Origin of the sequence: Streptomyces sp. NPDC048258, assembly GCF_043201995.1 — a bacterium.
In the GTDB taxonomy this organism is placed as follows: Bacteria; Actinomycetota; Actinomycetes; order Streptomycetales; family Streptomycetaceae; genus Streptomyces.
Map to the genome: position 1 here is coordinate 98,719 of NZ_JBICZH010000021.1, position 17,122 is coordinate 115,840.

Here is a 17,122-nt window from a genome sequence, read left to right on the forward strand (position 1 = left end):
GGAGGTTCCCCGCCGTGCCGAGCGCTCCACCCCTTCGCACCACGCCCCAGCGAGGCACCTGCCGGGCGATCTTCGCTGTAACGGGCGTCGTCGACGAAGTCAACGACCTGATCCAGCCGGGAGCGTTCACCGCCACCCTGGCCAAGCGCCCAGTCAAGACGGTCTGGCACCACGAGTGGAAGGACCCAGTCGGCGTCGTCCTCGACATCGCCGAATGGCAGCCGGGAGACCGCCGCTTCGCCGAGATCCCCGACTGGCCGGCCGAAGCCGGCGCCCTGGTCGCCACCGTTGCATTCAACCTGCGCACCAGCCGCGGCCGCGACGTCTACGAGCAGGTCAAGCAGTGGCATGAGCACGGGCAAGCCCAGTTCTCCATCGGCTACCGGGTGCCGGCGTCCGGCGCGACCCGCCGCAGCGACAGCGTCCGCATCATCCACACCCTGGACCTGTTCGAAGTCAGCCCGGTCCTCCACGGCGCCCACCCCATGACCCGCTCCCTCGAGGTCAAGGCCGACCCTGCCACCAGCGGTATGGAGCACAAGGAGACCCGCACACCCGTCCTCGAGGTCAAGGCCGCCGAGCAGCAGATCAACCGCGGCGTGATGGTCGCCCTCTACCCCCCGGCCGCCATCGCCGAGCGGATCGCACACGACAGCGGCACCCCGGCCGAGCACCTGCACATCACCCTCGCCTACCTCGGCGACGCCGACCAGCTGCCCGGACACCCCGACGACCTCACCCACCTCGTGCAGATGGCCATCGCCGACGCCCAGCCGCTACGCGGATCCATCGGCGGCATCGGCCGCTTCCCTGACCACGGGAACGGCATCCCGACCTGGGTGCCCGTCGACGTGCCCGGCCTGGCCGAACTGCGCCAGCGCATCGCCGAACGTCTCGCCCAGCAGTACGGAAAGGCCGTGCGCGACGACCACGGGTTCACCCCTCACCTCACCCTCGGCTACGACCTTCCCCCGCTTCCGGATGTGCCGTCCCTTCCCGTCGACTTCCCGGCCGTGCACGTCGTTCGGGGCGCGGACCGCATTCCGATCTGGCTCACCGGCCCGACCGCCGAGCACACAGACCCCGGCGCGCCCGACCCGGTGCAGCAGCTCGCCGCGGCGCTGGGCGCCGGCGAGGAGAAGTCCGCACGCGCAGTGGTGGCCGCCGCACGCGCCCGCCTCATCGAGCACAAGTCCGCCCGCGCCATGGTCGCCGAGGCCAAGAGCCGCATCCCTCCCCAGGAGATCCCCGTGACGTTTCCACAGCTCCTTGCCGAGTCCTACGAGCAGTTCCGCATACGCCTTGCCGACAGCGTCCGCGATCTCCTCGGACAGGACGACCAGACGTGGACGTGCATCGAGGGCACCTATCCGGACCGCGTCATCGTCTCGGTTGCCACCGATGGCCCGGAGCCGAACTCGACCTACTCGGTCCCCTACCAGGCGATCAACGGCGCCATCACGCTCGGCACACCGGAACCGGTCGAACTGGCCACCGTCGTCGTACCGGAAGGATCCAGCGGCCACCGTGCGGCCACTGGCGCAGAGGACGTCGATGCCCGCGTTGTACAGCCCACCGTGGAAGCGCTCGCCGATGCCACCGCGCGGATCTCTGCTACGACCGCCGACCCGGAGCAGCTCGAGGAGGTACGCGCGACCGTCCGCGGCCTTGTCGCGGCCCTCTCTGCGAAGGGACTCGACATGGAGCCGCCCCCGAAGCGGAGCGAGCCCGACGGCCCGACGGGGATGGCTCTCTGGGATGAGTACACGTTCGCGGACGACGAGGACGAGGAGGCTCCGGGCTCGGACGACAACGCTCCCGACGAGCCTGACCCCGCAGACGACGACGCCGACGACACAGAAGAGGAGGCGGACCCCGCGGACACGGTGCGCATGGACGCGGAGGAGGTGAAAGCGCTGCTGGCTTCGTTCCGGGGCTGAGTCGCGACTCAGCCCTGCCCCATCCCTGGCCGAGTTTGCGGCGCGTCGTACAAAACAGCAGGTCAAAACCCTTGTGGTGCCCGTTCTCGCCGTACTGAACGGGCACCACGCGACGTTAGCCGCCCTCTCCCTCTTTTATGCAGCCTCGCGTTGAGGCGTCCCGGTGCTGGCCGGGCGAGCGACGCACGTCAAACGCACCCAGCATCAGGGAGAGAGCACCATGCCGGACAACAGTCGGCTCAAGGAACTGCAGAAGCAGCTGCAGGTGAAGAGCGCGGAGGCCGAGCGGATCTCGCAGACCTTCAAGGTGGAGGACGGCGGTGGTTTCGTCGTCAGCACCGAGCAGGCCGCCGCCTTCAAGGCGGTCTCCGCCCAGGCGCAGGAGATCAAGTCCCTCATCGACGCAGAGCAGGGCCTGGCGGAGGTCAAGCAGTACCTCGACGCGCCGGAAGGACCGCCGGCCGCTGGACTCCACTACGGCCAGCCCCAGGGTCAGGAGGAGAAGTCCCTGGGCGACCTGTTCGTCGATTCGGACGCCTACAAGCGCGCTGCCGAGGGCGGCTTCCGCGACCGTCCGTACCTGCGTGCGGAAATGGAAGGGAAGTCGATCTTCTCGCTGAGCGCGGGAACCGTCACCCACCAGACCCTCGGGTCCGCCCAGAACCTGGGCATCGCCGAGCGGGCCTACCGCAAGTGGCACATCCGCGACCTTTTCCCGAAGTCCTCGACGAAGAACGCGGTGCTGTACGGCGCGCGGGAGACCGGCTGGACCAACAACGCCAAGCAGGTCAAGGAGCGGTACGCCGCCGACGGCGTCTCTCCCGCGACCGGGGCGGACACCGATACCTGGGGTCGGGCCCCGCGGTCCAAGCTGAGCCTGGTTCCGGTGATGTACCCGGTTGCCGAAATTGCGCATCTACTCGATGCGCACAAGAACATCCTGTCGGATGAGCCCAGGCTCAAGACGTTCATCAACACGCGCATGGTGGAGGGCGTGAAGTACCAGGAGGACTGGGACCTCCTGCACTCGGTCGGCGACGGCCAGTCCATCACCGGACTCTTCAATACGCCCGGGGTCCAGCAGTACACCGGCCTCGCCTCCGACAAGCACTCTGTGCAGATCCGGCGGTCCATCACCAAGGCCCTGTTGGCCGAGTACGACCCGACGGGCATCGTCCTCAGCCCCACCATGTGGGAGCAGGTCGAGGTGGAGACGGACGACACCGGCGCCTTCCGGATCGCCCTGCAGGTCGCCATCGGCGCCGAAAAGCGCGTGTGGCGCCTGAACGTCGTGGAGACCACGGCCATGGCCGACAACAAGTTCCTGATCGGCGCGTTCGGTCTCGGCGCGCAGCTTCACGACCGCGAGAACGTCTCCGTCACTGTCTCCACCGAGAACGGCACGAACCACGAGCAGGGTCTGATCACGTTCCGCGCCGACGAACGCGTGGCGCTCGAGGTACCCCGCCCCGAGTCCTTCGTGATCGGAAGCTGGACGCAGCCCACCGGCTGACCCGACTCCGAGGAGGGGGCGCCCGGCCCGGGCGCCCCCTCCGTAGACCATCACGACAACGGAGGACGCTGGTGATCGAGAACCAACCCCCTGGCCTGGCCGCCGAACTGGAAGCGCTCGCCAGCACCCCCACCACCCGCAAAGGGCCGCCCTGCAGCGTCGGCTCCTTCCTCGACCGCGCCGAAGAGAGCACGGCCAGCGCGCTGCGCAACGTCCTGGAAGTCCCGGACATCACCGCCAAGGCCATCGCCGACACCCTGCGCCGGTATGGCGCTGAGGTCACTGCTTACACCGTCGCCCGTCACCGGCGCCGCAGCGAGTCCAACGGATGCCGGTGCCCGCGATGACCCTGACCAACGATCTGCAGGCCCTCCTCCAACCCGCCGGCGAAAGCCAGTCTCAGCCCACCCAGATCCAGCGCCCTGCCATGACGGCGCCCCGCGGCTGGGAGACCGGCGTCCGCTACGAGCCGGGCGGCACGATGGTCGTCACCGCGCCGGCCGACGAGCAGCCGCCCAACAGTGAAGCCGACTGGCGTGAGCGCGTGGAAGCCCTCGGCCTGGCCATTCCCGACGGCTTCCGCGTCCGCCTTGTGGAGGCCCGGCACGATCCCGCGGCCTGGCACCGCGACGCCCAGGGCGAGGACGCGGTCACGCGGGCCGTGTGGCGGTGCCGGTACGTCATCGAACCGGCCACCCCCGCCTGGCTGTCCGCCGGCGACGTCGACGCCCTGGTACGCGACGCGATGCGACGGCGCCGAAAGCCCCGCACCGCGGTGGACACCGCCGAGCGCGCCCTGGTGGTCGTCTACGCCGACGCGCAGGCCGGCAAGGTCGGAAAGGACGGCGGTACCCCGGAGCTGGTGGCTCGGATCGCCGACCGGTTCGACCGGCTCGACGACCACATACGCGACCTCAAGGCCATCGGTCGCGCCCCGACGGCGGCGTACTGGATGGATGCCGGGGACTGCGTTGAAGGGTTTGAGAACACGGCACAGCAGGCCCATACGAACGACCTGACGCTGACCGAGATGATCCGCGTCCACCGTCGCCTGAGCTTCGAAGGCCTCGACCGGCTCGCCGGGCGCTTCGACCGCGTAGTTGCCGCGACGTGTGGCTCCAACCACGGACGCGTCCGCCGCGGCAAGGACGCCCTCGGACCGCCGGTCGACGACTGGGGCATCGAGGTCATGAGCCAGATCGCGGACGCCTACGCCCGCAATCAGGACGCCTACGGGCACGTGAGCTTCGTGATGCCTGAGCGGTGGCGCGACACCGTCAGCCTCGACGTCGCTGGGACCATCGTCGGCCTGGCGCACGGCCATCAGTACCCGCGGCCGGAGAAGGCTGGCGATTGGTGGCGCGGGCAGACCTTCGGGCGGCAGCCCGTCGCGGACGCGCAGATTTTGATCAGCGGGCATTACCACCACTTCCGCGCGCAGCAGCTCGGCAGCGGCCGCCTCCACATCCAGGCCCCCACCCTCGACAACGGAAGCGATTGGTACACCGTCCGCTCGGGGGAAGTCTCCACCTCCGGACTCCTGGTGTTCAGCGTCGGCCCGAACGGCTGGGACGACCTCCGGCTTCTGTAGCCACCAAGATCATTCTTGCCCAATTGTGCAAGTGCCCCCTCGCCCAGGCGGCAGAAGGCGACCCAAGGGGCACGTCTGCCTCATCCTTCCTCGTCCAACACCGACGAGGAGGACACATGGGTCTCTACAAGGAGAACGGCGCGCGGATCACCAAGGCCGCGTTCCCCGCGACGACCGTCGCCGACACCCCCAAGCGCATCACCGAGGACATCTACTACTCCGAGCCCTACGGGCCGGGCGACGGCACCCCGGAGGGCTCCAAGCGACACCTGCTCTACCAGGAGGGGACGGTCGTCGCCCAGTCCGTCATCGACCGCCTGTTCACCGCGGCGACCATCACGTCCCTCACCCCGGCAACCGGCCCCGCAGCGGGCGGCACCACGGTCACCGTCAAGGGCACGAACCTCGACGGAGTGAGCGCCGTGAAGTTCGGCGCGACCCCCGGCACCAACCTGCGCCGCCTCTCCGCGACCGAGCTGAGCGTCACGAGCCCGGCCGGCGCGGCAGGGGCCGTCAACCTCGTCGCGGTCGCGGACGCCGGCGACGTCACCAAGACCAGCGCTTTCACCTACTCCTGACCCCTTGCGGCGGCCTCCGGCACGCGCTGGCGGGGGGCCGCCGCCTCAGCGCGAGACACAAGCACATCACCCCGTGCAGGGTGCGCGCCGACCGGTCCACCACCCGAGAGGCAGCCACCATGGCCACCACGCCCCGCACCCGCAAGATGACCCCCGCGACTCAGCCCGAGGCCCCCGGCACGGAGGAGGGGACCTTCCCGGCGTCGACCGACAGCGTCCCGCAGGCGCCCGACGTGGCCCCGCTGGAGCCGCCGCAGGTCGACGAGGCCCCCGACGCGCCGGCCGCACCGGGCTTCGTCACCCCGACCGAGGTCATCCCCGACGACGAGAACCTCGCCGAAGTGATCCTCGACGACGACACCAAGCAGCCGCCCGCCGACGTGGATGCCGTCTTCCAGCCGCTCACGCCGTACGGCTCCAGCCTCGTGTGCACCGTCCGGCTCGTCGAGCGGACGTTTCTGGGCCCGCACAGCAACCCCGTGGAGCGGCTCCTGCAACCCCAGGGAGCCGTCGTCTCCGAGGGCATCGCCGCCCGGATCCTCGAGCGGCTGCGACAGCAGGCCGACCGCTCGGCCGGGTCCTGATCCCCGCCCTCCGAGCCGAAGGTGACCATGACGATCCCCGCGGGCATCCGCACCGTCCGCGTCTTCGGACGCCTCCGCCGTCCCGACGGCACCCCCTACAAGGGCACACTGCACTTCCAGGTCCCCGCCATCATCGAGCTGGACCAGGCGCAGACGATGGTGGCGGGCAGTGCCACCGCTGAACTGGACACCTACGGCGAATTCAGCATCCTGCTGATCGCGACCGATCAGGGCGACCCGTCCGGCTGGGTATACACCGTGGTCCTGCTCCTGGACGACGGCACGACCCGCGACTTCAGCATGGCCCTGCCCGCCGACACGGCGGAGGTCGACCTCACACGACTGATGCCGTCCGACCCGGCGCAGCTGAACTACATCCCCGTCCGCGGCGAGCGCGGGCCCGGCATCCTCTCCGGCTCGGTCCTCCCGGCTGCGGGCGATGGCGCCCCGGGCGACTTCTGGCTCCACACTCCCTCCACCACCCTCTACGGCCCCAAGACCGCCGCTGGCTGGCCCGCCACCGGAGTAGCGCTCGGCAGCACAGGCATCATGGAGGCCCTCAACGCGCACACCACCGCAACCGACCCGCACGGCGACCGCGCATGGGCCGCCGCCCGCTTCCTGCCCGCCACCACCTGGCGGGTGCGAGACCTCCCCGACCTCGCGGTCGCTGATGCCGTCTACGCCGGCACCGCACCCGCCATCAACACCGTCCAGACCGGCACCCCCAACGCCGGCTGGATCAAGTACGCCCCTGACCCGGTCGCCCTGTCCGGCACGGACCGGCGCGGCACGTACACCTGGGCCGGCGCCACGAACTTCACCATCGGCACCGGCACCCCCGACAGCTCATACGTCCTGCCGCTGTCGCGCTACCCCAACACGTACGCGTCCGGGCAGACCAACTGGTCCCTCGAAGTCGGCACCGACGCACAGGCCTTCCAGCTCCGCTTCAAGCACATCTCGCCGGCCAGCATGTACCGCCTGTCCATCGACGGAAGGAAGATCACCGATCTGATGCAGCCCTCCGGCGGCACAGTGGCCGGCCAGGGCTCCACGCACCTCATGACCATCGACTTCGGCAGCGCCGCCCCCCGCCGACTGCGCTTCGATTTCACCGCCATGCCCTTCGGCGGGATCTACCTGCCACCCAACACGCACATGTGGCAGGTCCCCCTGAAGGGGGGCCGCTTCATGGCCCTCACCGACTCACTGGGCGACGGCTCAGCCCAGAACACCGGCGGAGGCTGCGGCACCTGGGTCGACCGCGTCGGCCGCGCTCTCGGATGCACGGACGTCTGGCGCGAAGGCCGCGGCTCTACCGGCTACGTGGCCACCGGCAGCTACACCACCTTCGGCGTACGCGCCGAAATCGACGTCATCCCACAAGAGCCGGACCGGCTCGTCATATGGGGTGGCTACAACGACGCCTCCGGCGACCAGGCGCAGATCGCCTCGGCAGCTGCAGCCCTCTTCGACCGGATCAGAACCGCCCTACCCCGCTGCCAGGTCTACGTCATCGGCTGCTGGTCACCCACCGGCGTGCCGGCCGCCTCCCACATCAACACCACCGCCACCCTGCGAGCCGCCGCGGCCACCGCCAAGTTCCCGTTCGTGGCCCCGCAGACCGGCCAGATCTACGACGCCACCGGCACGCTCGTTGCCACGCACGGCGCGTGGATCACCGGCACCGGCAACACAAGCGCCCCCAAGGGCGACGGGAACGCCGACCTGTACGTCGGTGCGGATGGCGTCCATCCCACCGACGCCGGACATACCTACCTTGCCCGCCGCATCCTGTGGTTCCTGCACACCGTCATGCCGGCCTGACCCGAAGGGAACCCCGTGGGCACCTACAGCTACCGGCCCCTCTACGGAGGCGCCTTCTACGACCCCGAACCGGCCGGAGGACAGGTCGATCGCATCACCCTCTACAAGACCCCGGACCGCTCCGGAGTCCCCGCCGCCACCGTGGGGCCAGCCACCCGCACCGGGGCGGGCCGCTACGCCTTCACGCTCCCCGACCTGGCTGACGGCCGGTACTGGGCCACCATCACGTTCACCCCGTCCCAGGGAGCGACCACCGCGATCGACCGCACCCTCTACCTCGACTTCCCGCTGGACAGCGGACTCGTCACCTCACCCGAGTCCGTCGCCGACGAGCTCGGCGTGCCCCTCCCCCTCACCGGGGAGCAGCGCGCTGCCCTGGAGAGAGCCGTTCGCAAGGCGCAAGCAGACGTCGCCGGCTACCTGGGGCGTCCGCTCGTGCCCCGGTATGTCGTTCTCCGCAGCGCCACGCCCCGCTGGACTGACGGCCTCGACGATCCTGAATGCTGGCCGCTGGCACCGCAGGATGAGATCGCCGAGGTCATCGGATACCGGCCCTTGGGCGACGGCACGTACGACGTCGACTTCCACATCGGCCTCAACGGCTCCGCGGAGGAACCGATCGTGCGGTACGTGACCGCTCACGCTGCCGAGGCCGAGCGTCAGCGCCCGGGCGGAGTCGGCGGTGAGAACCGCAGGGTGACCTCGGTGAGCGCCGAGGGCCAGTCGGTCTCCTACGACGCGGCTCCCGCGGCCGGCCAAGCCGGATCGCTCCCTTCGATCGACACGCTGTCGGGCCTGCGCCGCCTCCTCTACCGGCCGCTGGGCCGACCGCAGCGCGCCCCCTGGCCGTACTCCTCCGCCCGCTACCGCAGCAGCTGAAAGGAGTGTCCGGGTGGCCGTCGTCCTCCCGAACGCTGCCCTGACGGTGTTCGTGCTCCCGCACCCCTGGGAGCGCGACGCCCACGGAGTTCCCGTTCCCCCAGACCCGAACCAGCGACCAGCCCCCCGGGGAACGTGGCCGGGAGCCGTCCTCGAACAGCCCGACGGCTCATGGTCGATGCGCCTGGATCCGCGCGCCTGGCCGGTCGAGCCCGGTGACACCGTCACCGATACGGCCGGCCGCTCCTGGACGCTCACCAGCGCCCGCAATCACGCCGTGCCCGGCTGCTCGGCAGCCGACTACGTACAGGCAACAGCCACGCTCAACCCACCGGAGGTCCCCTGATGGCGAAGTTCAGGCCCGCGCCCGGCCTCGAGGAGCAGCTGGCCCGCATGGTCGCCCCCCACGTCCACCGCATCGCGCAGCAGGTCGAACGCGAGGCCAGGCGGCTGGCCCCGCCCACCAAGCGGTGGGTGACCATGGCCGACGACCACGTACGGCCCACACACGTCACCGCTCAGGGCCAGGAGGTCCCGGGCAACCTCCGGTTCAGCATCAACTCCATGGCCTGGGACCGTCGGCACCGCGGCGTCGGAGCGTTCACGTACATGCTGGAGCCCCGGGACCAGAGCTCGCGCGCGGTCGCCAACATCAAGAACTGCCGCTGCACCACGCACAAGGACCCGCAGGGCATCGCCCGGCACATCAACACCGGTCAACCCGTCATCGCCGGCAAGAAGGTCACCGTCACCGTGGTGGCGCAGGGGCCCATGGTCGTCGAGGCGGAAGTCGGCACTGTCTACCCCGGCAATCTCGTGGCACCCGGAGCCCACTTCATGTCCCGAGGCGCCGCGGCGGTGGCCGCCCGCCGCTGAGGACGCGACACAAAGTCTTCGGCCCCGCACAGTGCCCGCCATGACTACGAAGAACGCCCCGACCACCTCCACCACCCCGACCCCGGCCACCGAGGAGAAGAGCACTGCGCCTGCCGCCCCGGTCGTCGGACCGCCCTCGGCTACGGATGCTCCTGCGGTGACCGTCGTCCTCTCCCACCACCTGCGCATCGGCGGCGCCGACTACCCGCCGGGCGCCACGATCCGCGTCTCGCCGGACTACGCCCGCCGTCTGCGGACCCAGGGCTACACCGCCCGCACCTGATGGCCGACCCGTACGAGCTGGCCAGCACCGACCCGGTCGCCGAGGTCCTGGCCTGGCTCCAGCAGCACCCCAAGGTCGCCGAGTGCCTCGGCGGTCCCGGCCGCGTGTCCGGAACCGCCGAAGCGCCCTGGCCGCACCTGCGCGTCACCGACGGCCCGGGCGGTGACCTCCGCGACCTCACATGGGCCACAAGCCCCGAGGTGACGCTCGAGGTGTACGGAGACCCGGGAGGCTGGCCGGGGAAGGCCGAGCTGCGCCGCCTGCTCCTCACGTGCGCGGTGGCCGCCCGGGAGCTCCCGGAGGCACCGCACACCGGCGGCCGGCCGGTCATCTCCGGAGTCCGCCCCTCAGGCCTGCTCATCTGGTCACCGCTGGTGGACGAGCAACCACGCTGGCTGCTCACCCTGTCCGTCACCCTCCACCCCTGAGCGCGCGACGTAAGCACCTGTCCTTCTTCACGGTGTCCGAGCCCTTGCCCTCGGACACAGGAGAACCCTCATGGCTGGCGAGACCGCCAACTCCAATGAAATCGTCATCCCCGCACTCACCCGCATCTGGCTGGGCGCCGTCGGCACCGTCGCGCCGAACGACGCGACGGTCGCCATGGGCACCGGCTGGCGCAGCGTCGGACTCACGACCGAAGACAGTCTCAAGTTCGCCTCCGAGCCGAACTTCGAGCAGGTCCGCAGCGCGCAGTCCTCGTACCCCACCCGGACCTTCCAGACCACCGACGCCGGTACGGTCGAGGTAGACCTGCAGCAGTGGTCCGCTGCCAATTTCCGGGCGGTGTACGGCGGCGGCACCGTCAGCGAGGTCACCCCGGCCGGCGGCGGCACGGCCAAGCACTACAAGTTCACCCCGCCGAAGATCGGCGGCCGTACGGAGATCGCGGCCGTCATCGAGGTCATCGACGGCGGCAAGCACTACCGCTATGTCATCCCTCGCGCGATGCAGATGGAAGGCGTCTCCAAGGACCTCGCGAAGACCAAGGAGGCGATCTTGCCCCTGCGCCTGGCCATCCAGGGCGGCGACGACACCGATGCCTGGTACCTGATCACCGACGACCCTGCATTCGCTCTCACCGCGTGACCTCTCGCGGCAGCGCGCGACACAAGGCCCGACGGCCTGCCAGTGTCCGCGCGCTGCCGCACCCCTGCGACTCAGCCCCACCCGAGAGAGGCCCACGTCCATGCCCTACGTCATCGATCTCGACGCCGAGCGCCGCGAAGTCCAGTACCCCGACGGCATCGAAGTGCGTTTCAACAAGAACGCCTTCCTCTTCCCTGCCGAACTTCCGGCCGCCGCGCTCGATCCTCTCCTCAGCGAGGACCTGGACCTCGTCGGCCTGCTCACCGACCTCGCCCGCACCGAGGGCGGCAGCGTCGGCGGTGACGTCATTGAACTGCTGTTCAAGCGGCCCTCTCTCCCGCGCAAGTTCATCGACGCCGTGAAGGCGATCTACGTGATCTGCCTGGGCGAGGAGCACTTCGAGCGATTCGAGGACGCGAACCCCTCGATCCCCGACTACTTCCGCATCACCAAGGCGCTCGCCACCGTCTACGGGGTGGAACTGGGAAAACTGTTCGGATCGGCCGACTCCTCCGAGAGCGATGGCGAGACGTCGAATCCGACCTCTCCCGACACCACCACCTCGACGCCCGAGGCATCTGGCTCAGCCCCGGCCAGCCCGGATTCCTCGGGCTCCGCCGACTGATCTGCTTCCTGGACGGCCTGCCGGAGGACTCCCGGATCCAGTCCGCCCACATGGAGGGCTGGACGGTTTCCACCGAGCTGCTGGCCCAGCTCATCGAGGAAGTCGCCCTGCTGGCATCAGACCGGCGCCGTGCAGAGCCCAGAACCGTCACCCGACCCACAGCGCTCCGTCAGGCGCGCTCCACCGGCGAAGCCGGGACTGCCCTTCGGCCGCAGCCGGAGCAGCGCCCCGCGATGAACGGCCACCGGCAGATGCTCATGGCCGCGATGCAGAGAGGAATGGTCCGCAGTGGCTGAGGGCTTGCAGGCCGGCCGTCTCGAAGTCACGGTCATCTCGGTCCTGGACGGCTTCGCCCGTGAGCTCCGGACCAAGGTCGAGGCTGCGGCGGAGGGCCTCTCCGTCAAGGTGAAGGTCAAGGTCGACGACTCGGGCCTGCGGAAGAGGCTTGAGAAGGCCGTCGAGAAGGCCTCCCGCGGTGTCACCGCAACCGTCCGGGTGAAGATCGATCACAACCGACTCCGTACGGAGCTGGACGCGGCCGCCCGGCAGGTCGCCAGCACCGATCTCGACCTGCCGGTGCGGCCCGACGGTGACGGTGGTGGGGCCGGCGGCGGCGGAGGCCTGAGGGATCGTCTGCGCCGCCTGCTTCGCGATGCGCAGACGGACGCCGACCGCAGCCCCGTCAACGTCCCGGTCAAGATGAAGCTGCCGGGCGGCCGCGGCCGCCGCGGCGGACTTCGCATGCTCGGCATGGGCGCCCTGGTGGCGCTCGCCCAGCCGGCCGTTGCCTGGGTCGGCCAGCTGGGTGCCGGGCTGACAGCGCTTACGTCCGCAGCAGTACCGGCCGTCGGCATCCTCGGAACGCTCCCGGGGCTGATCTCGGCCGCCGGTCTCGCCGCGATCAGCACGAAGGTCGCCTTCGGTGGCTTCGGCGAAGGTTTGAAGGAGGCCTTCAAGGCTCAGGCGGCGCTCGACGCCGGCACGAAGCGCACGAAGAAGCAGCAGCAGGAACTCGACCAGGCCATGAAGGGCCTGTCGAAGTCCGCGCGCGCCACCGTCTACTCGATCGTCGACGTCAGCGAGGCCTGGAAGGGCTTGCGCTCATCCGTACAGGAACGCTTCTTCTCGGAGATAGCGGACCAGGTCGAGCCGCTGTCAGCCGCCGTCCTGCCGCATCTGGATGCGGCCCTCGGCTCCTCAGCCAGCCAAGTCGGCAAGCTGGTGCGGTCAATGTCGGTCGGCGCCCAGACCAAGTCCTTCGCCAAGGACTTTGACCAGGTGGCCGCGTCCAGCAACAAGGTGACCGGCACGCTGATCCGCGGCCTGAAGAACTCAGGCGCCGCCGTCGGGAACTTCGTCGTCGCCTCCGGGCCGGCGGTAGAGCGAGTGGCCGCGCTCACCGAGGGGTGGACCGCCTGGCTGCGGGCGACGTCGGAATCCAACCGCGCCAGCGGCAGGACCGACGCCTTCTTGCAACGTACGATCGACAAGAGCAAGCAGCTCATCCGCATCACCGCCGACCTCGGCCACGGCCTGGCGGGCCTTGGCCGTGCCGGCCGTGAGAGCGGCGAGTCGCTGCTGTCCGGGTTGCAGTTCCAGATGAAGTACTTCAACGCCTGGGCGAACTCCACTCGGGGCCAAAAGCGGATGAAGGAGTTCTTCGACGGGTCCCTGCCCGTCTACCGGGAGACCATCGGTCTCCTCGGCGACCTGGGCAAGGGCCTGGCGCGCATGTCCCGGGACAAGAGTCTGGTCGAGCTCGTCCGGCAGATCCGTTACGAGCTGATGCCCTCGGTCGGCTCCTTCCTTGACCAGCTCGGCCGGGCCGTCGGCCCGCAGCTGATCTCTCTCCTCGCCAACCTCGCAGGAACGTTCCAGCAGCTGTCTGCCGCAGGTCTTGGCCTTGCCGTCATCGTGCAGGCCTTCGCGGCCCTTGCCCTCGGCGCGAACCGGTTGCTCCAGGCCGTCCCCGGCCTCGGTGTTGCCCTCGGCGGGCTGCTCGGGGCGCTGCTCGCCCTGCGCGTCCTGCGTACCGTCTCCACCATGATGGGCGGTCTCGGCCGGGCCGTGACCGGCGCCAGCACGGCACTGGCCGGGACCCCAGGGCGCGTCACCCAGGCCGCGAGCGCATGGCAGCGTGCCGGTCTCGTCTATGACCGGGTGTCCCAGCAGACTGGCGGCCTCACTGGTGCCGCGCGCGGCGCGACCGCCGCGTCCCGGGTGATGGCTCGCGGTCTGACCGGTGTGCTGGGCATCGTGGGCGGCCCCTTGGGATTGGCCCTTGCCGCGGGATCCATCGCGCTGATGTGGTACGCCGAGCGGCAGCAGCAGGCGGCCCAGGCCGCAGCCGAGCACCGGGCGCAGGTCCAGACGCTCGCCGACGCTCTGCAGCAGTCCAACGGCGTCATTGACAACAACGTCGTGGCGCAGGCCCGCAAACTGGCCGTCGAATCCGACTGGGGCAAGGCCGCCGGGAAGGCTGGCGTCAGCACCCTGGACCTCACGAAGGCGATCCTCGGCCAGGGCACCAGCCTGGATCAGGTCGAGAAGAAACTGCGGGCCGCGGCCGATGCCACCTATCACTGGGAGAGCAAGGGCAAGGCCGACGCCTGGGTGATGACCGAGCAGGGCAAGACCGCACTCAAGGCTGCCGACGCAATCAAGAAGCACGGGACGAATATCGCGGAGGCCCGCAAGGAGCTCGACGAGATGGGCATCGCGCAGGATGCCCTCGCCCGCAAGGGCACCAGCGCCTACGACCGGGTCCGTGACGCCGTGAAGCGCCTCGCCGATTCCACGGGAGACGCCGAGGGCCGCACCTCCGCGCTCAAGAACCTGCTGGATGCCCTGTCGGGCAAGACGAAGACGTACGAGGAAGCCACCAAGAACCTGAACGCGCGGCTCCTGGAGATGCAGGAGTACGCGAAGGCCAACGCCAAGGCGGCGGAAGGCAAGAGCGTCATGAAGGACGGCTCCCTGGACACCAGCAACCAGCTCGGGCAGGACATCTACCGCATGGCGTCCGGCCTGGCCGACGACGCGCTCAGCAAGGTCACCGCCGCGTTCGACAAGGCGTCCGCAGCCGGCAAGCCTCTGGTTGAGGCGCTTGCCGCGGCCCGCAACGAGGCGCAGCTGGGCCGGGACCAACTCATCTCCTGGCTCCAGAGCCTCGGCGTGAGCGCCGACGAGGCGAAGGCCGTCGCCGACCAGATGAAGCTCATCCCGGACCAGGTCGTCACGGGCCTCAAGCTGGAGGGCCAGGACCAGGTGACCATCACCCTCGCCGCGATTCAGGCCCAGTTCAAGGAGTCCGGAACGCAGACCATCGTCGTGGACACCCTGGACGAGCCGGCCCGCGAGAAGCTGCGCAGCCTGATGTTCACCACCAAGGACCTGCCGAACGGGCAGATCGCGGTCACCGCCCAGACCGACATGGCGCTGATGAACCTCAACAACGTCCTGTCCACCGCGAACAACGTGCCCAGCAACAAGACGGTGTCCTTGACCGCGGTGACGGAGAAGGCCCAGTCGGACCTGGTGAACGTGGCGTTCAAGGTTGCTGATGTCAAGGACAAGTCGTTCACGATGACGGCGCTCACCGACGAGGCCCGCCGGATCCTGACCGAGCTCGGCTACAAGATCGAGACCCTGCCCGGCGCGAACGGAGCCAAGCAACTGACGATCACCGCCCCGCCCGGAACCGCACAGTCCAACGTCTCCGCCATCCAAGGTGCAGTCTCCAGCCTGCACGGCACGCACATCTACGTCGACGTGAGTGCCCGGTTCGGAGACGGCATGAACAGCGACGGATCCGTACACGTCTCCGGCATGGGCCACTGGGCCAACGGCGGCATCCTCAAGTTCGCCAACGGTGGCATCCACCGCGCCGGCGCGGCGGTGCGGGCCTTCGCCAACGGCAGCGAGCAGCACATCGCGCAGATCGCGAAGGCCGGCGAGATGCGGGTGTGGGCCGAGCCGGAAACCGCCCCAGGCGAGGCGTACATCCCCCTGGCCCCCTCCAAGCGCAAACGGTCCTCCGCGATCCTCGACACCGTGGCCCGCTTCTTCGGCGGCATGGTGGTCTACCCGGGCGCCGACAACGGGATGCGCCAGTACGCGAACGGCGCCGTGGCCCTGCATGCCGGCAGCCGGGCCAGCCTCACGGCCTCCGCCCCGCGCGCCTCGATTCCGCAGGCCGCACCGGCACTGGTCGGCGGCGACCTCAACCTCACGATGACCAGCACTCCGATATCCCCCAGCGAGGCCCTGAACGACACCATGTTCGAGCTGCGCCGGATCCGCCGAGGAGGCGCACATGCCGCTGGCTGAGGGCGAATGGAACCTCTCCTACGGGGCCAATGGAATCCTGCCGGGCGCCGATTTCACCTTCGGCAGCCGCGGCTCTGGCTACTACCTGCTGGAGCCGTACGAGATCACCTACCCGGACGCCGAGGTCGGGGACACACCGATGCCCCGTACTGACGCCATCCGGCTCGGGCAGGACTTCCGGGCGGCCGCCGTGATCACGTTCGAGATCGGCGTGGACACCGTGGACGCGGCCACCACACAGCTGGGGCGCCACGGCAAAAACCTGGATGCCCTCTCCGCAGGCGCCCAGGCATGGGACGGCGAGGCCGTGCGCCGCCGCTTCGGTGTACCCGCGGTCCTGCGCACGGTGCAAGGCGGTCGCGCCCGGCGTTTCTACGGCCGGCCCCGCAAGTGGGCCCCGGCCGGATCCCGGCTCACCCGCCAGGGATACACCCCCGTCGTCGCCAACTTCGCCTGCGTCGACACCGTCGCCTACGACGATGTCCAGCAGAGCAAGATTGTCCGCCTCCAGCCCCCAGACCACCGCGGTCTTGTCGGCCCGTTGAAGACACCCATCACGATGACCGGTGAGAGCTCCAGCGTCCTTCCTGGTGGTCTCATCATTGGCGGCACGAGACCGACGTGGCCCGTCATCACGATCTACGGACCGATCAGCCAGCCCCAATGCGTGCTGATTGACCGCGCTATCGACGACCTTGATCCCAGCAAGGGCCGCCGTCCCGGCTGGACGGTGGGCCTGGACCTCGGGTTGGGCGAGGGGGAGACCGTGAAGATCGACACGCGGCCGTGGGCCCGGACGATCCTGCGCAACGGCGAAGCATCCGTCGCCGGGCGGGTCACCTGGGGGACTCCCCTGATGGAGGACATGCGCCTGCCGGTCGGCCGGCAGGACATGACCCTGCGCGGAGTGGACGACACCGGCACCGCCCGCATGGTCGTCGCATGGCGCGACGCGTACGCCTAGCTGAGAGTCGGCCCCTCTTTCCGGCGGCAGGCCAGGACACA

The 17,122-nt window shown here is 69.7% G+C and carries 16 protein-coding genes; all 16 read left to right on the top strand.

Annotated features, from left to right (window positions below; translation table 11 throughout):
• Positions 1-14 precede the first annotated feature (14 nt).
• Positions 15-1,940, top strand: a complete 1,926-nt coding sequence (locus ACGFYQ_RS34185; RefSeq protein WP_393750092.1) for a 2'-5' RNA ligase family protein — start codon at positions 15-17, stop codon at positions 1,938-1,940.
• 220 nt (positions 1,941-2,160) lie between these two features.
• Entirely contained in the window at positions 2,161-3,453 is a 1,293-nt protein-coding gene (locus tag ACGFYQ_RS34190; RefSeq protein ID WP_393750093.1) for a phage major capsid protein, read from the top strand.
• 71 nt (positions 3,454-3,524) lie between these two features.
• Entirely contained in the window at positions 3,525-3,800 is a 276-nt protein-coding gene (locus ACGFYQ_RS34195) for a hypothetical protein (RefSeq protein WP_393750094.1), read from the top strand.
• The gene (locus ACGFYQ_RS34200) at positions 3,797-5,044 is read left to right on the top strand and encodes a hypothetical protein (protein WP_393750095.1); all 1,248 of its coding nucleotides are present in this window, start codon (positions 3,797-3,799) and stop codon (positions 5,042-5,044) included. The genes ACGFYQ_RS34195 and ACGFYQ_RS34200 overlap by 4 nt, the downstream gene beginning before the upstream one ends.
• Positions 5,045-5,160: 116 nt before the next feature.
• Complete coding sequence (locus ACGFYQ_RS34205) at positions 5,161-5,622, top strand: IPT/TIG domain-containing protein (RefSeq protein ID WP_393750096.1); 462 nt, start codon at positions 5,161-5,163, stop codon at positions 5,620-5,622.
• Between the two features lie 119 nt (positions 5,623-5,741).
• On the top strand, positions 5,742-6,206 hold the full coding sequence (locus tag ACGFYQ_RS34210) for a hypothetical protein (protein ID WP_393750097.1): 465 nt from the start codon (positions 5,742-5,744) through the stop codon (positions 6,204-6,206).
• A gap of 27 nt (positions 6,207-6,233) precedes the next feature.
• Positions 6,234-8,036, top strand: a complete 1,803-nt coding sequence (locus ACGFYQ_RS34215) for an SGNH/GDSL hydrolase family protein (protein WP_393750098.1) — start codon at positions 6,234-6,236, stop codon at positions 8,034-8,036.
• Between the two features lie 15 nt (positions 8,037-8,051).
• Positions 8,052-8,915 (top strand): hypothetical protein, encoded by an 864-nt coding sequence (locus tag ACGFYQ_RS34220; protein WP_393750099.1) that lies wholly within the window; start codon positions 8,052-8,054, stop codon positions 8,913-8,915.
• 13 nt (positions 8,916-8,928) lie between these two features.
• On the top strand, positions 8,929-9,261 hold the full coding sequence (locus tag ACGFYQ_RS34225; RefSeq protein WP_393750100.1) for a hypothetical protein: 333 nt from the start codon (positions 8,929-8,931) through the stop codon (positions 9,259-9,261).
• A complete protein-coding gene (locus ACGFYQ_RS34230) occupies positions 9,261-9,791 on the top strand; it encodes a hypothetical protein (protein ID WP_393750101.1) in 531 nt (176 codons plus the stop codon). Before ACGFYQ_RS34225 ends, ACGFYQ_RS34230 begins: the two co-directional genes overlap by 1 nt.
• Positions 9,792-9,831: 40 nt before the next feature.
• Positions 9,832-10,074 (top strand): hypothetical protein, encoded by a 243-nt coding sequence (locus ACGFYQ_RS34235; RefSeq protein WP_393750102.1) that lies wholly within the window; start codon positions 9,832-9,834, stop codon positions 10,072-10,074.
• Positions 10,074-10,502: a hypothetical protein gene (locus tag ACGFYQ_RS34240; protein WP_393750103.1), complete on the top strand. Its 429-nt coding sequence runs from the start codon at positions 10,074-10,076 to the stop codon at positions 10,500-10,502. The genes ACGFYQ_RS34235 and ACGFYQ_RS34240 overlap by 1 nt, the downstream gene beginning before the upstream one ends.
• Positions 10,503-10,572: 70 nt before the next feature.
• Positions 10,573-11,163 carry a hypothetical protein gene (locus tag ACGFYQ_RS34245; protein ID WP_393750104.1) on the top strand — a complete coding sequence of 197 codons (591 nt, stop codon included), beginning with the start codon at positions 10,573-10,575 and terminating at the stop codon, positions 11,161-11,163.
• A 100-nt stretch (positions 11,164-11,263) separates the two neighbouring features.
• Positions 11,264-11,788 (top strand): hypothetical protein, encoded by a 525-nt coding sequence (locus tag ACGFYQ_RS34250; RefSeq protein ID WP_393750105.1) that lies wholly within the window; start codon positions 11,264-11,266, stop codon positions 11,786-11,788.
• 288 nt (positions 11,789-12,076) lie between these two features.
• Positions 12,077-16,117 carry a hypothetical protein gene (locus ACGFYQ_RS34255; protein WP_393750106.1) on the top strand — a complete coding sequence of 1,347 codons (4,041 nt, stop codon included), beginning with the start codon at positions 12,077-12,079 and terminating at the stop codon, positions 16,115-16,117.
• Positions 16,104-17,081, top strand: coding sequence for a hypothetical protein (locus tag ACGFYQ_RS34260; RefSeq protein ID WP_393750107.1), 978 nt, complete (start codon positions 16,104-16,106; stop codon positions 17,079-17,081). The genes ACGFYQ_RS34255 and ACGFYQ_RS34260 overlap by 14 nt, the downstream gene beginning before the upstream one ends.
• The last annotated feature ends 41 nt before the right edge of the window (positions 17,082-17,122 follow it).

Bases quoted from the DNA above. Each gene is read 5' to 3' on its own strand.
- ACGFYQ_RS34190 (WP_393750093.1), top strand. From the start codon at position 2,161: ATGCCGGACAACAGTCGGCTCAAGGAACTGCAGAAGCAGCTGCAGGTG.
- ACGFYQ_RS34200 (WP_393750095.1), top strand. From the start codon at position 3,797: ATGACCCTGACCAACGATCTGCAGGCCCTCCTCCAACCCGCCGGCGAA.
- ACGFYQ_RS34205 (WP_393750096.1), top strand. From the start codon at position 5,161: ATGGGTCTCTACAAGGAGAACGGCGCGCGGATCACCAAGGCCGCGTTC.
- ACGFYQ_RS34210 (WP_393750097.1), top strand. From the start codon at position 5,742: ATGGCCACCACGCCCCGCACCCGCAAGATGACCCCCGCGACTCAGCCC.
- ACGFYQ_RS34215 (WP_393750098.1), top strand. From the start codon at position 6,234: ATGACGATCCCCGCGGGCATCCGCACCGTCCGCGTCTTCGGACGCCTC.
- ACGFYQ_RS34230 (WP_393750101.1), top strand. From the start codon at position 9,261: ATGGCGAAGTTCAGGCCCGCGCCCGGCCTCGAGGAGCAGCTGGCCCGC.
- ACGFYQ_RS34235 (WP_393750102.1), top strand. From the start codon at position 9,832: ATGACTACGAAGAACGCCCCGACCACCTCCACCACCCCGACCCCGGCC.
- ACGFYQ_RS34240 (WP_393750103.1), top strand. From the start codon at position 10,074: ATGGCCGACCCGTACGAGCTGGCCAGCACCGACCCGGTCGCCGAGGTC.
- ACGFYQ_RS34245 (WP_393750104.1), top strand. From the start codon at position 10,573: ATGGCTGGCGAGACCGCCAACTCCAATGAAATCGTCATCCCCGCACTC.
- ACGFYQ_RS34250 (WP_393750105.1), top strand. From the start codon at position 11,264: ATGCCCTACGTCATCGATCTCGACGCCGAGCGCCGCGAAGTCCAGTAC.
- ACGFYQ_RS34260 (WP_393750107.1), top strand. From the start codon at position 16,104: ATGCCGCTGGCTGAGGGCGAATGGAACCTCTCCTACGGGGCCAATGGA.